This window comes from Oscillibacter sp. PEA192, from assembly GCF_003574015.1.
Classification (GTDB): Bacteria; Bacillota; Clostridia; order Oscillospirales; family Oscillospiraceae; genus Oscillibacter; species Oscillibacter welbionis.
In genome coordinates this window covers 1,985,652-1,998,720 of the sequence record NZ_AP018532.1, presented here as the reverse complement: position 1 = coordinate 1,998,720, position 13,069 = coordinate 1,985,652, and the positions used below count along the sequence as shown (strand labels likewise).

The 13,069-nt window shown below is 55.4% G+C and carries 13 protein-coding genes; 12 read left to right on the top strand and 1 reads right to left on the bottom strand.

Annotated features, from left to right (window positions below; translation table 11 throughout):
- Positions 1–2 precede the first annotated feature (2 nt).
- The 9 genes from DN611_RS09860 to DN611_RS09820 all read left to right on the top strand — a co-directional run bounded on the left by DN611_RS09860 (position 3) and on the right by DN611_RS09820 (position 8,654).
- Complete coding sequence (locus tag DN611_RS09860; protein ID WP_119311211.1) at positions 3–1,733, top strand: ABC transporter ATP-binding protein; 1,731 nt, start codon at positions 3–5, stop codon at positions 1,731–1,733.
- Between the two features lie 58 nt (positions 1,734–1,791).
- Positions 1,792–2,079, top strand: a complete 288-nt coding sequence (locus DN611_RS09855) for a DUF4491 family protein (RefSeq protein WP_119311210.1) — start codon at positions 1,792–1,794, stop codon at positions 2,077–2,079.
- Positions 2,080–2,130: 51 nt separating this feature from the next.
- Entirely contained in the window at positions 2,131–3,195 is a 1,065-nt protein-coding gene (locus DN611_RS09850) for a helix-turn-helix domain-containing protein (protein ID WP_333637332.1), read from the top strand.
- A 122-nt stretch (positions 3,196–3,317) separates the two neighbouring features.
- Entirely contained in the window at positions 3,318–4,271 is a 954-nt protein-coding gene (locus DN611_RS09845; protein ID WP_119311209.1) for an ABC transporter permease, read from the top strand.
- Complete coding sequence (locus DN611_RS09840) at positions 4,268–5,074, top strand: ABC transporter permease (protein WP_119311208.1); 807 nt, start codon at positions 4,268–4,270, stop codon at positions 5,072–5,074. Before DN611_RS09845 ends, DN611_RS09840 begins: the two co-directional genes overlap by 4 nt.
- On the top strand, positions 5,067–5,855 hold the full coding sequence (locus DN611_RS09835) for an ATP-binding cassette domain-containing protein (RefSeq protein ID WP_055269816.1): 789 nt from the start codon (positions 5,067–5,069) through the stop codon (positions 5,853–5,855). The genes DN611_RS09840 and DN611_RS09835 overlap by 8 nt, the downstream gene beginning before the upstream one ends.
- Positions 5,843–6,544: a dipeptide/oligopeptide/nickel ABC transporter ATP-binding protein gene (locus tag DN611_RS09830; RefSeq protein WP_333637331.1), complete on the top strand. Its 702-nt coding sequence runs from the start codon at positions 5,843–5,845 to the stop codon at positions 6,542–6,544. The genes DN611_RS09835 and DN611_RS09830 overlap by 13 nt, the downstream gene beginning before the upstream one ends.
- Positions 6,545–6,561: 17 nt before the next feature.
- Complete coding sequence (locus DN611_RS09825) at positions 6,562–8,178, top strand: nickel ABC transporter substrate-binding protein (protein WP_119311206.1); 1,617 nt, start codon at positions 6,562–6,564, stop codon at positions 8,176–8,178.
- A 110-nt stretch (positions 8,179–8,288) separates the two neighbouring features.
- Positions 8,289–8,654 carry a metal-dependent transcriptional regulator gene (locus DN611_RS09820; protein ID WP_119311205.1) on the top strand — a complete coding sequence of 122 codons (366 nt, stop codon included), beginning with the start codon at positions 8,289–8,291 and terminating at the stop codon, positions 8,652–8,654.
- 178 nt (positions 8,655–8,832) lie between these two features.
- On the opposite strand, the gene DN611_RS09815 is transcribed toward DN611_RS09820, so the two are convergent.
- Positions 8,833–10,059, bottom strand: a complete 1,227-nt coding sequence (locus tag DN611_RS09815; RefSeq protein WP_009261591.1) for an IS110 family transposase — start codon at positions 10,057–10,059, stop codon at positions 8,833–8,835.
- Positions 10,060–10,402: 343 nt separating this feature from the next.
- On the opposite strand from DN611_RS09815, the gene DN611_RS09810 reads away from it, so the two are divergent.
- The 3 genes from DN611_RS09810 to DN611_RS09800 all read left to right on the top strand — a co-directional run bounded on the left by DN611_RS09810 (position 10,403) and on the right by DN611_RS09800 (position 13,067).
- On the top strand, positions 10,403–10,819 hold the full coding sequence (locus DN611_RS09810) for a winged helix-turn-helix domain-containing protein (RefSeq protein WP_119311204.1): 417 nt from the start codon (positions 10,403–10,405) through the stop codon (positions 10,817–10,819).
- A 233-nt stretch (positions 10,820–11,052) separates the two neighbouring features.
- Positions 11,053–11,277, top strand: a complete 225-nt coding sequence (locus DN611_RS09805; RefSeq protein ID WP_009259486.1) for a DUF6870 family protein — start codon at positions 11,053–11,055, stop codon at positions 11,275–11,277.
- A 125-nt stretch (positions 11,278–11,402) separates the two neighbouring features.
- Positions 11,403–13,067: a recombinase family protein gene (locus DN611_RS09800; protein ID WP_119311203.1), complete on the top strand. Its 1,665-nt coding sequence runs from the start codon at positions 11,403–11,405 to the stop codon at positions 13,065–13,067.
- Positions 13,068–13,069: the final 2 nt, after the last annotated feature.

The following is a 13,069-nucleotide window of genomic DNA, read 5'->3' as shown; positions in this document are numbered from 1 at the left end:
AGATGTTCAGTGTACTTCGGAAAATTTCCGCCTTTGCGGGCAACCGCAGGGGGCTTTTGAAAAAATCCATGCTGGTGGCGTTCCTGGGGGCTGTGTTCACCGCATTCCAGTTTTGGGCCCTGATGCTGACCTTGGAGATTCTGGTGGGCGGCGCGAACTTGAGCATATGGCCCGTGATCGGCATCATGCTGGTTTCCGTGGCGGGGCGGACCGCCTGCTCGTACTGGTCCACCAACGCGGAGACGGAGACGGGCTATTTCATGGTGGCGGAAAAGCGGGTCCATATCGGGGACCGGCTGCGCTACATCCCCATGGGCTACTTCAACGACAACTCCTTGGGCAACATTACCGCCGTAGTTACCACCACACTGGGGGATGTGGAGAACAACGCCGCCCGCTGCCTGGTCAGCGTCATCGGCGGTTTCCTCAACACCCTGGCTATGTGTCTGGCGATCCTGCTTGTGGACTGGAGGCTCGGTCTGCTGGCTATCGCGGGCATCCTGGCCTATCTGCTGGTTACGGAGTTGAGCCAGCGGTCCCTGCTCAAGACCGGCCCTGCCCGCCAGCACGCCCAGATGAAGCTGGTGGAGGCAGTGCTGGAGTACATCCAGGGTATGAGCGTGGTCAAGGCCTATGGACTGGACAAGGACAGCGGCCAGGCCGTGCAGAAAACTGTGGATGAAAGCTGTGAAAAGGCCCTGGGGCTGGAGCACTCCGTAGCCCCCTGGATGGGCCTGCGGCAGATTACGGTGCGGTTGTTCGCCGTGGCGCTGGCCGTGTGCGCTCTGGCGCTCTATTCCGGTGGGAGCCTGCCCCTGACCCGGTGCCTGCTGATGCTCGTTGCCTCTTTTATGCTCTATGCGGAACTGGAGAGCGCCGGCAATATGGCGGACAATCTCCAGATGTTGGGCGCCTCCATGGATAAGGCCAACTCCATCGACGATACGCCGGTGATGGATATTGACGGAGCGGAACTTCAACCGGAGGATGCCTCTGTCCGGTTTGAGGATGTCTCTTTCGCCTATGGGGAGCGGACCATTCTGGAGCATGTGAGCCTTACCGTCCCCGCCGGCAGCACCACCGCCGTGGTGGGGCCCTCCGGCGGCGGAAAGACCACTCTGTGCAATCTCATCGCCCGCTTCTGGGATGTTCAGGGCGGCAGGATCACCGTGGGCGGCCATGATGTGCGGGAGTATAAGCTGGACAGCCTGATGAAGAACATCTCCATGGTGTTCCAGTCGGTGTATCTCTTCAACGACACGGTGGAGAACAACATCAAGTTCGGCCGCCCGGACGCCACCCATGAGCAGGTGGTGGCTGCCGCCAAAGCCGCCTGCTGTCACGATTTCATTACAGTCCTGCCGGACGGCTACGACACGGTTTTGGGAGAGGGCGGCGGCTCCCTCTCCGGGGGCGAGAAGCAGCGCCTCTCCATCGCCCGGGCCATGCTCAAAGACGCGCCCATCGTGATTTTGGACGAGGCAACGGCCAGCGTGGACCCGGAAAACGAGGCGGAACTCCAGGCCGCGATTTCCTCTCTGACAAAGGGAAAAACTCTGATCCTGATTGCCCACCGGCTGAAAACGGTGCGCAATGCCGACCAGATCCTGGTCCTGAACGGCGGGCACATTGTCCAGCGGGGCACTCATGAGGAACTGATTGCCCAGCCGGGCCTGTATGCTGACTTCGTTCATGTCCGGGCCCAGGCCAACAGCTGGAAGCTGGAGGCTTGATACAGCGGCTTGTCCGCCTGCCGGACTCCGTTGTATCATGGGCTGGGGAGGGACTTCTATGGAATTGAATTTGGAAGGGATTGCAGTTGGAGGGGCCTCTCTGCTGGTGATTGGGGCCTTTCATCCGCTGGTAATCTGGTGTGAATACCACTTTTCTCAAAAGATTTGGCCGCTGTTTCTCCTGTGCGGGCTGATCTGCCTGGGCTTGGCGCTGTTTGTGCAGGGACTGCTCTCTATCCTTTTGGGACTTGTGGGCGTGGCCTTCCTCTGGAGCATCCGGGAGCTGAAAGAACAGGCGCGGCGGGTAGAGCGGGGATGGTTTCCCAAAAAACCCAAGCGAACTTAACCCAGGAGCACCGAGGCATATTTTCGCAGCGCGTTAGAGGAGGTGGTGTGGTTGATTGAGTACAACAGCCAAGAGAAACAAGACAGCTTGAGTCATGTCCGCTTTGCGGACGAGGAGCTGATTAAAACCCAGGTCCTGCAGGGGGAGGCGGCTCAGACTATCATTCAGGGGAAGAATTGTTCTGTCTACAAGATGGAAAACGAGACCGGAGAGGGCGTCATCACCCGATACCCAGTGTTCCCAGGGATTGAACTGCTCTATGACGATATTCATATGTCCTGCGGGGTGGCGCACCGGGAGGACCCCCGGGCCGACCTGCTGGAGATCAATCACTGCCGGCTTGGCCGGTTTGAGTGCGAATTTTCAGACGGGAGCGCGGTCTATCTGGGAGAGGGTGATCTGGCCGTCAATGTCATGACCAACCGGACCCGTGAGACCTGGTTTCCCCTGTCCCACTACCACGGCATCACCATCGCGGTGGATATTCCGGTGGCGGACAGGGTGCTGCGTCAGGTATCGGAGGCGCTGGGAGAAGGGCTGTACTGTGACCTCTTTGCTATGCGGGACCGTCTGTGTGCCTGTGACTCCTGCTTCATCATGCGGGCCACTGAGTCCATCCAGCACATCTTCTCCGAGCTTTACCATGCGCCGGAGGATCTGCGGGCAGGTTATTTCAAACTCAAGGTGATGGAGCTGTTCCTCTTCCTCGGCTCCCCGGAGATCACGGCACACGGAGAAGAACGCCCGTATGTAGACCGGGCCCAGGTAGAACAAATCAAATCAGTCCGGCAGTATCTGGTAGAGCACCTGGATCGCCGCATTACCCTGCAAGCACTCTCCCAGACCTTTTCCTTTCCGTTAACCTCCATGAAAAAGTGCTTCAAGGAGGTATATGGCACCACCATCAATGCCTACCTGCAGTCATACCGCATCCACACAGCAGCGGGGCTTCTGCGGGAGACGAAACTGGATGTGACGGAGATTGCCGGCCGGGTGGGATACCAGAACGCCAGCAAGTTTTCCGAGGTGTTCCGACAGCACACAGGACACACCCCCACGGAGTACCGCAAAAGTTTTTGTCTTATAGGAGCAGACAGCGTCCTGCGGGAGTGGTGAAACAACTGAAAATCGGCTATGATACCCTTGTACGCGGGGGCATCTGCCAGAAAGCGCATCGAGTTCGGTGCGCTTTTCCTTTGATAGCAGATTAGCAGCGACTAACTTTTGGAGGTGGTTTTATGGCGCAGCGGACCAGGCGCTATCTCATTCGGAGGGTTGTTGTTGTCCTGCTGACTTTGTTTGTAGTCACGCTTCTTTCTTTCCTGCTGATGCGCCTCTCTCCCATTGATCCGGCCACAGCGTATGTGAAGCGCAACTCCGCCATTGTGACCCAGGAACAGATCGATGAGGCCCGCGTCATGCTGGGTCTGGACAAGCCGTTGCCGGTACAGTATTTCGATTGGGTAGTGGATGCGCTCCACATGGACTTCGGGATTTCTCTGGGGACGGGAAACCCGGTGACGGAGGAATTGGCGAAAACGGTGCCGGTTACCCTAACGGTGGTGGCGTATTCCGCCGTAATCATGTCCCTTGGGGTCCTGGGGGTGGGGATGCTGGGGTATCTCTGGCGGCAGAAGGCCGGAGGCATGATTCTCTCATTTCTGACCATGATCGGCATTTCCGTTCCCGGTTTCTACCTGGGCACCGCCTTTATTGACCTGTTTGCGGTGCGGCTGGGCTGGATCAGTGTCTCGGGGAACAGCGGCTTTACCCGCTACTTTCCGGTGGCGCTCTGCCTGTCGGTCCTGGGGATCTGCTTCTATGGGCAGATGCTGGCGGCCTCTTTGGAACGAGAAATGGAGCAGGACTATGCCATGTACTTGCGGTGCCGCGGGTTGCGAGAGGGCCGCATCCTTCTGTTCCATGCCTTTCCCCACGCCGTGGTGGACCTTTTACCCAGCTTCGCCCAGATGCTGGGGCTGTGCCTTGCCAATGCGGCCATTGTGGAGCGGGTGTTCTCCCTGTCCGGCTTGGGCTATCTGATCATTGACGCAGTGGTAAAGCGGGACTCGCCGGTGATCCATGCCGCAGTTCTGGTGCTGGCGCTGACACTGGTGCTTTTGGACACAGCGGCGGAGCTTTTACAATATGGCCTGAGAAGCGATATGCGGGCCGTGGGAGGCCGGGCATGAGAAAGTATCCTTTTCTATCAAAAATGGGACTGATTCTGCCACTCCTGGTCCTTTGTGTCTGTGCCTTTGGATTTCTGCTTGCTCCCAATGATCCTGATTTGGTGGACCTGACCAAGAAATTTCTATCCCCCTGTTCGGAGTTTCCCCTCGGTACGGACAACCTGGGACGCTGCGTGCTGTCCCGCCTGCTTTATGGCGGACGGACCACACTGGGGATCGTCCTGGTGGGCTCCGTCACGGTTTCCGTGTTGGGAACGCTGGTCGGCCTGCTCATGGGCGGCGGAAAGAACGGCAAAAACCTGATTTTGGAGGGAGTGTTGAACGCGGTCACCGCCATCCCCCCTATCGCCTACCTGATTATCTTCATTGCTGCCTGGGGCAACAGCGTGTTCACTATGGTAGTGGCGGTGTCGGCCTCCCTGCTGCTGCGGGTCATCAAGCTGGTTCAGACACGGACTGAGATCGAACAAGGGAAAGCCTATGTGATGTGCGCGGTGGCCTCCGGTGCGAGGCCGCGCCGCATCCTGTTTGTCCATATCCTCCCCAATCTGGTCTGGGATGTCCTCCACTTTATCTGCCTCTCCTGCGCGGATATGACGCTGTCCATCGTCAGCTTTTCCTTCATCGGCCTGGGCATGGGCGACAATGTAGTAGACTGGGGCAGCATGGTATCGGAGACGCACCACTATCTGCTCTCTTATCCCGGCCTTACGCTGTACCCGGTTTTGATGATTGTGGTGTGTACCATGGCATTCCATACGCTGGGACGCTGGATTGAAAGGAGGGTGTCCGCTCATGCTTGAGGTACAAAACTTATCTGTGACAGCCCGGAACGGCGCCCAGCTTTTGAAGCAGATCTCTTTTCAGATTGAGACTGGAGCGGCGATGGGTCTGACCGGGCAGAGCGGAGCGGGCAAGACCACGCTGCTCAAAGCCCTGCTTGGCATTTTAAGCGGCGGCTGTCAGGTCAGCGGCGGCACGATCCAGGTGGATGGGCAATCTCTGTGGGCCCTGTCCCCTCGGAAGCGCCGGGAACTGTGCGGAACGACCCTGGGCTTTATCCCACAAAATCCAATGACTGCCTTTGACCCCAGGCTCAAGATGGGGCGTCAAATGGAAGAAACTCTGCGGCTAAGGACAGGCGTTTCCGGAAAAGAGGCGGTGGAGCAGGCAGAGGCGCTTCTGGCGGAACTGGGCCTGTCCCAGCCCCGGCGGGTGCTGGACAGCTATCCCGCCCAGCTCTCCGGCGGGATGCTTCAGCGGGCGGCGGCTGCTTTGCTGCTGGCCCTGCACCCCAGATACATTTTAGCCGATGAGCCCACCTCCGCGTTGGACGCGGAAAATCGAACACTTTTGCTGGAGCTTCTGGAGAAGCAGCGGGAAACCGCCGGCATCCTGTTTATCTCCCACGATGTTGCCGCACTCCGCGCCCTCTGCGGGACGGTCTATGTGATGGAGCATGGAATGCTGACCGAACAGGGGACGATGCAGGAACTTCTGGAACACCCAAAACAGGCGTGGACCAAGGAATATGCTGCGGCAAACCGCCCGGTGAACAGGGAGGGATGGACATGGACGGACTGATTGCCGAACATATTAGCAAAACTTACGCTGGCGCACATGGGCTCTCTTTTGCCGCACTCCGGGATGTGTCCATTCACCTGGAGCCCGGCTCCTTCACCTCCCTGGTGGGGGAGTCCGGCTCCGGGAAAAGCACCCTGGCCCGCCTGTTGGTCGGCCTGGAGCCCCCAGACCAGGGGACGCTCTCTCTGGATGGAGAGGAAACCTCCGGCTGGAGCACCGAGGACTGGCGAAAACGGCGTACAAAACTCCAGGCGGTCTTTCAGGACGCCAGCGGGACGCTGAATCCTATGCGTTCTGTCCGCAGCAATGTGGAGGAGGCGATGGTCAACCTGACCTCCCTCTCAAAGCGGCAGCGCCGGGAGCGCATTGGCGAGCTCATGGAGTTGACCCACATGGAGGAGCGGCTTTTGGAAGTTCCCGCCCGGCAACTATCCGGAGGGGAGCAACGGCGGCTCTCTCTGGTGCGGGCCATGTCCATCCGCCCCAAGTACCTTATTCTGGATGAAGTGCTCAGTGGGTTGGACTTGATCTCCGCCGATGCCGTCATGCGTGTCCTGGAACAATACCACCAGGAGTTCGACTGTGCTTTTCTGCTTATCACTCACGATATGGACAGCGCCTACCGCCTGTCCGACACCATTCTCACGATGCAAGCCGGGCAGATTGTCCGTGTTGGCATAAAACAGTAAATGAAAGGAAGAAACCCATGAAAAAGAGACTGCTTTCTCTTGCTCTGTGCGGTGCATTGCTCTGCGGTGCACTGGCAGGCTGCGGTGGAAATGAAACGCCCTCCACCTCGCAGGAACCCTCCTCCAGCCAGACGGCGGAGGAACCCAAGATCCTGACCACGGCGGTCAGCGCGGAACTAAACACCCTCTACCCCCTCAACATGGATGTGCAGAACAATATCGGCACAAAGCTGTGCTATGAGGGCCTTGTTAACTATGAAAATGGGGAGATCGTCCCCTGCCTGGCGGAGAGCTGGGAGTTTTCCGATGGCGGAAAGGCCCTGACTTTCCATCTGAAGGAGGGAGTCACTTTCCACGATGGGACGCCGTTCAATGCGGAGGCGGTCAAGACAGACTTTGAATTTGCGCACCCCAATCCTAATTTCAGCAATATCTCCGCTGCGGCCAAGCTGGAGAGCATTGAAGTCGTGGACGAGTACACAGTGACATTCCACTATCCCAATCCCTACTTTGCCTATCTGATGGACTTCTGCTATCCGGAAACCATGGTCCTGGTATCTCCCGCCGTGCTGGAGGAAGGGAACTACCAGTCCATGAATGGCGTGGTAGGTACCGGCCCCTATGTGTATGAGGAGATCGTGGACGGCGACTATGTCCGCTTTGTCCGCAACGAAAACTACTGGGGAGAACAGCCCTATTATGATGAAGTCATTGTCAAGTACATTCCCGACGCCTCCGCACGGCTTCAGGCGCTCCAGAGCGGTGAGATCGACCTGATCTACGGCAGCGCGCTTCTGACCTGGGACGACTACCAGCAGGCTACCTCCCTCCCCAATATCGCTGGTGCGGTGGCGGAGAGCGACTCCAAGACCCGCAATCTGGTACTCAACGCCTCTGGCGTTCTGTCCGACTTGAAGGTGCGCGAGGCCGTGGCCTACGCCATCGACAAGGAGACCCTCTCCGAAGGGCTGACCTACGGTGAGGAAACTCCCGCCGACCACCTGTTCCCCGACGGCATCCCCTATACGGATGTGGAACTGAATGTGGTCCGTACCTATGACCCTGAAAAAGCCAATGCGCTCTTGGATGAAGCCGGGTGGGTACTGAATGAGTCCACCGGCATCCGGGAAAAGGATGGGCAGGCGCTGTCCCTGAAATACACCTATGACTCCGGGGACGCTCTGAACAAGTCTCTGGCCACAGCAGTCAAGAGCCAACTGGCGGCGGTAGGTATCAATGTGGAGACGGAAGGCCAGGAGATGATGACTTGGTGGCAGGAGGGTGTTGCCGGCAACTACGACCTCATCATGTGGAACACCGAGCAGCCCTATACCAGCCCCCACAACTACTTCATTCCCATGCTGTCCCGTTCTCCCCATGTGCCCAGCCTCCCCGCTGTGGAAGGCAGCGACGAGTTCCTGGCTCTGATTGAGGAGTTCCAGACTACGGATGACAGCGCCAGGGTCCAGGAGATTTTCGATGAACTGCTAAACTTCGACAACGACAATGTGCTGGATCTGCCCCTGCTGTTCGTCAAGGATATGATTGTCTACAATACGGACAAAATCGCAGGCTATGATTTCTCCAGCACGCCCATGTTCTTTGATGCGCGGCTGATCCAGCCCGCAGAGTAACGGATTGCGGCATCCATTATTGGGGTAACTGAATATACAACAAGGAGCCGGCCTGCTAAGACCGGCTCCTTGTCAAAGGAAGTGTTTCCCAAAGAAAGGGGGCGGATTATTTGGCATTGCACCAGTCCGGCGAGGACTACCTGGAGGCTGTACTGATGCTCCAGAAAAAGAAAGGGATGGTGCGCTCCGTGGATGTAGCCCAGCATATGGGGGTGTCCAAGCCCAGCGTTTGTCATGCGGTGACGACCCTGAAAAAAGGCGGCTTCCTGACGATGGATGAAGACTTCTCCCTGCACTTGACCGATATAGGCCGGGAGGTAGCCGAGCAGACCTACGAGAAACACTGCTTCTTCACCCGCCAGCTTGTCGCGGCCGGGGTCGATCCCCAGACCGCGGAACGGGAGGCCTGCCGGATGGAGCACACCATCAGCCAGCGGTCCTTTGAATTGTTAAAAGGGGCGGTGGAGCCGGAATGACCGGTAAGCAGTCAGAAGAAAGTCCAATGGTATGAAGTCAAGTAGGTGATGCAAGAAAATTTTAAGCGAAACAGAGTAAAAAGCACTGTGTAGACAGCAAAAAGGCAACACCAACCAAAGCCCTGTCCCTGAGAAATTTTGAAACAGGGCCTATGAGTCAGAGTGGCAAGCTGCGCTCTCAGCCCTCCGGCGGGATATACAGGCGGTTGTCCTTTAGCAGCCGAAAGACCAACCGGACCAGTTTTCTGGCAGTTAAAGCGAGTGCGCGTTTATGCTGGTACTTGTTGACCTCTTTGAATTTGAGGTCATAGTAACGCCGGAACTCGGAGTCGCATCTTCTCACGGAGTTGGCGGCTTCCAGCAGGTAGTAGCGGAGATAGCGGTTGCCGGATTTAATCATTCTGGAGTGTTCGGCCTCGAAGTCGCCAGACTGGCTCCTGTTCCAGACAAGGCCGGCGTATTTGGCAACCGAGGCTTGGGAATCAAAACGGTGGATATCACCAATCTCAGCAATGATACCGGCGGAGTAGACCTTGCCAATACCGGGGATGGAGGTCAAAGTGTTCGGAATGATTTCAAACTGCTGTTCAATGGCCTTATCTAATACTTTGACCTGCCCTTTCAAGGCGCGCATGGAGGCAATAGAAACAGCCATTGCTTGGTTTACAGTGTCGTTTACTGTTTTGGGCAGCCGATAGGAGCCTTTGGCTGCAGCCCGAACTGCCTTGGCGGTAGCATCCGGGTCAGCAAATTTGCCACGGCCTGTTTCAGTAATAAAGGCAGTCAGTTCCTCCAGGTCGGCATTCGCCAAGTCATCCACGGTTTCAAAGTGTTCCATGAGTGCGATGGTGGTGGCGCTGGTGTTCTGAATGTCTTTGTCCTGGGCCATGCCGGAGCATTTGAGGAATAAGTAGTTGGCGAACCGCTGCTTCTCCCGGGTCAAGTTTTGGATGACATCAAATCTGGCTCTGGTAAGGGTTTGCAGGGCTTTGTAGCGGTAATCGTCCATGTAGACCTCCCTGTTGATTCTGCCGAAACGGAGATGGTCGGCAATCACAAAGGCGTCCACCCAGTCGTTCTTTGGCAGGTCAGAATAGGCTTCCTTGAATTTCCGCACCTGCTTTGGATTTAGAACATGGATTTTCCTCTGAAACCGCCCCAAGCGGCCATCCTCACGAAGAGCATAGACTAGGCTGTCCCCGTAGATGGAGGTGGCCTCCAGGCCAATCACCACACGCTCAAGCTGCATGGAGCCAAGTGCCGATACGATTCTCTCTGATAACAGTTTAGCACCGCCAAGGTTATTCTGCACGGAGAAGCTGGAGTGTTTGCTGCCGTCCGGTTTCATCAGGTAGGCCACATTGTTCTTGCTGCTCACATCAATGCCAACGAATAGTGGATTCACAATTTTCACCTCCCCGCATGGAGATTTCAGGCCAGCAGGCTTTGAGATACCCATGATAACCGGAGCATCTGGCACCCTCGCTTATCAGAATCATTCCTGGGCAGACCAATGCGATAGCCCTCACTGCTGAAAGGGCGGTCTTGTCCCAGGCAAACAGCCAATGAGTTTGCAGCTAACTTCCGGTTCAGGGGAACAGACTTTCAGTGAAGTAGCCTTACGGCTCAACCGGAGGACTCAGAACTTGACCCTGCTGTCCTACAGCTATTGTATCACGGGCACCTCAAAGCCTGCTGATACCTGAAACTATTAACTTTGAAACTTATTATACGAGGGAGGACCCCGCGTGGGGAAATTACTGATTTTATCCGTTACCAATGGCGAGGAACAAATTCTGGATAGGATCAAGGACTTCCTGGCGGAAGAGCCTGGAATCGAGGTCGTGGAGCCGCCCACCACAAAGCATATCCTCACCTTTCCCGGCCTGGAGCTGCACCTGCGCAGGCAGACGGTAAAGTGGCGGGGAGACCCCCTCAATCTTACGCATCTGGAGTTCTTTACGCTGGCGTATCTGGCCCGGCACCCTGGCTGGGTCTTCACGCAGGAACAGATCTACGAAGCCGTATGGCACGAGTTCCCGGAGCATTGCGGCGCGGCCGTGGCCAACATCATCAGCCAGCTTCGCCGGAAGATGGGGCCGGGAAACCCCATCCGCACCGTACCACACAGCGGCTACAAGTTCGAGCCGCCTTCTGCGGATTAGGTGCGCGGGAAAGAGGAAGTTCAACAATCCATGCAGATTGATTGCCATTTACCTGAAAGAAAATGAGCAGAGGGTATGGGCTTGTAAGTATCATTTATTTCTGTTATCATGTCAGTGTGAACAAATAGGGATCGCCGTAATTGCGGCGATCCCTATTCCTATGTCCACGGGCTATTGTTTCGTTAGAATAATTGCCCAAAACTTGGAAATAATGATTGCAAGGCGGTGAGGTCATGGCAGAAAAACATCAGGTTGATAAAAGCATCGACGAACTGGTTGATATTCGTGATGTAAAGCTGGATAGCAGCTTGGGACAAGCGGAGCGCATTCAGTCATTTCTTCAGCAAATCAAAAATCCCTATTGCTTCAGAGTGGGAGATGTTGTTGTCAATGTGGCCTATACAGAGGGTGGTCCAACCCTAAACGACTGCTTTGCTGATATGCTGTCGCTCCTGTGAGGATTTACCTGAAAATGCGGCTGGACTTTTTTGACCCGCTGTGGTAAACTGAGCATGGACAAAATCAGTGAAACTCCAGTCGTCATGATGGCCTGGCCGTCAATATCTCGACAGGAGCGGTAGCTATGCTAAATGCAGATATGATTTATGAAGCCGCCGACTACCTTAGACTTTCTAAGGAAGATGGCGACTTTTCTTTATCCAATGATAAGCTGGAGAGCGACAGTATCTCCAGCCAACGGGCTATAATTGAACGATTTGTCGCTCAAAATCCGAATATCAAGCTGGTAGCGGAGTTTTGTGATGACGGTTATACCGGAACAAATTTTGATCGTCCGGACTTCCAGAAAATGATGGAAGCTGTTAAGGCCGGTAAAATCAACTGTGTTATCGTGAAAGACCTTTCTCGGTTTGGTCGTGACTACATTGACGCAGGAAAATACATTGAGAAAATTTTTCCCCAGCTCGGTGTACGCTTTATCGCAGTCAACGACAACTACGACAGCTTAAATCATTCCACCGGGGACAGCCTTGTTCTGCCCGTAAAAAATTTCCTGAATGACTCATACAGCAGAGACATCTCCATCAAGGTGCGGAGTAGTTTTGAAAGCCGTCGCCAAGACGGCGAGTTCATTGCCAATTATACAGCTTACGGTTATCTGCGCGACCCGGAAAATAAAAATAAGCTGGTTATAGACGAGGTGGCCGGTGAATATGTGCGCGAGATCTTTCAGTGGAAGATTGAGGGCATGAGCCCTGTCACCATTGCTGAGAAGCTGAACGGCCGCGGGGTCCTGCCACCGTCAGAGTATAAACGCTCCATTGGGATCAAATACAAAACCGCCTTTCAGACCAGTAGCCGGAGCAAATGGAGTCCGAAAGCGGTGATCCGTATTTTGACCAACGAGCTCTACACGGGTGTTCTGATCCAAGGCCGCCGCACAACTCCAAACTATAAAGTAAAAAAAGTTATCATCAAGGACAAGAGTGAGTGGAGCCGTATCGAGAACGCTCATGAGGCAATTATCCCAGCCCGGGAGTTCCAATTAGTACAGCGATTGATGCAGGAGGATGGCCGTCGGGCACCAGGCTCCGATACGGTATATCCTCTGTCCGGGCGTGTCTTCTGCGGGACTTGCGGCGCACTGGCAAAGCGGAAATCCGTCTCTTATAACGGGAAAAAATATGCCTACTACGCCTGTCCCACAGCGAAAAAAGTAGGAGGATGTGAGGGGCGGAACATTTCGGAGCGAGAGCTGGAAGCGGCTGTCCTTACTACACTTCAATCTGAGATCAAACTGATTTTGGATGTAGACCGGGCGCTGGGACAGGTTGAAGCATTGGCCTGGGAGCGTCGGGAGATTATGCGTCTGGAAGTGGCTATTTCTGCACAGGAAGCTGAAATTGCCAAATATAGAACGCTGAAAACCAGCGTTTACGAGGATCTTCGAGACGGGCTGATCACCCAAGATGAGTTTCTGCACATGAAGCAGGACTTTTCTGAAAGGATTTCTTTCATCGAAGATGATATTTCTGGTTTGAAAACAGAACTGGATGCCGTCCGAGCTGGTCTTGTCAACCAGACGGGATGGCTGGCTCAATTCCGTCAATATCGAAATCTTGCCAAGCTCACTCGCACGGTGGTCGTCAATCTGATTGACAAAATTCACATTTACCCCGATAAAAAGATTACCGTCACCTTGCTTTACAAGGACCAACTGACCGATGTGATTGCGTTCCTGCGGGAACAGGTGCAGACACGGCACGCCGCTGAAAAGGAGGCGGGTTGAGC

Excerpts from the sequence above, each read along its gene's own strand:
- DN611_RS09845 (WP_119311209.1), top strand. The coding sequence starts at position 3,318 with ATGGCGCAGCGGACCAGGCGCTATCTCATTCGGAGGGTTGTTGTTGTC.
- DN611_RS09830 (WP_333637331.1), top strand. The coding sequence starts at position 5,843 with ATGGACGGACTGATTGCCGAACATATTAGCAAAACTTACGCTGGCGCA.
- DN611_RS09860 (WP_119311211.1), top strand. The coding sequence starts at position 3 with ATGTTCAGTGTACTTCGGAAAATTTCCGCCTTTGCGGGCAACCGCAGG.
- DN611_RS09825 (WP_119311206.1), top strand. The coding sequence starts at position 6,562 with ATGAAAAAGAGACTGCTTTCTCTTGCTCTGTGCGGTGCATTGCTCTGC.
- DN611_RS09855 (WP_119311210.1), top strand. The coding sequence starts at position 1,792 with ATGGAATTGAATTTGGAAGGGATTGCAGTTGGAGGGGCCTCTCTGCTG.
- DN611_RS09840 (WP_119311208.1), top strand. The coding sequence starts at position 4,268 with ATGAGAAAGTATCCTTTTCTATCAAAAATGGGACTGATTCTGCCACTC.
- DN611_RS09805 (WP_009259486.1), top strand. The coding sequence starts at position 11,053 with ATGGCAGAAAAACATCAGGTTGATAAAAGCATCGACGAACTGGTTGAT.
- DN611_RS09800 (WP_119311203.1), top strand. The coding sequence starts at position 11,403 with ATGCTAAATGCAGATATGATTTATGAAGCCGCCGACTACCTTAGACTT.
- DN611_RS09835 (WP_055269816.1), top strand. The coding sequence starts at position 5,067 with ATGCTTGAGGTACAAAACTTATCTGTGACAGCCCGGAACGGCGCCCAG.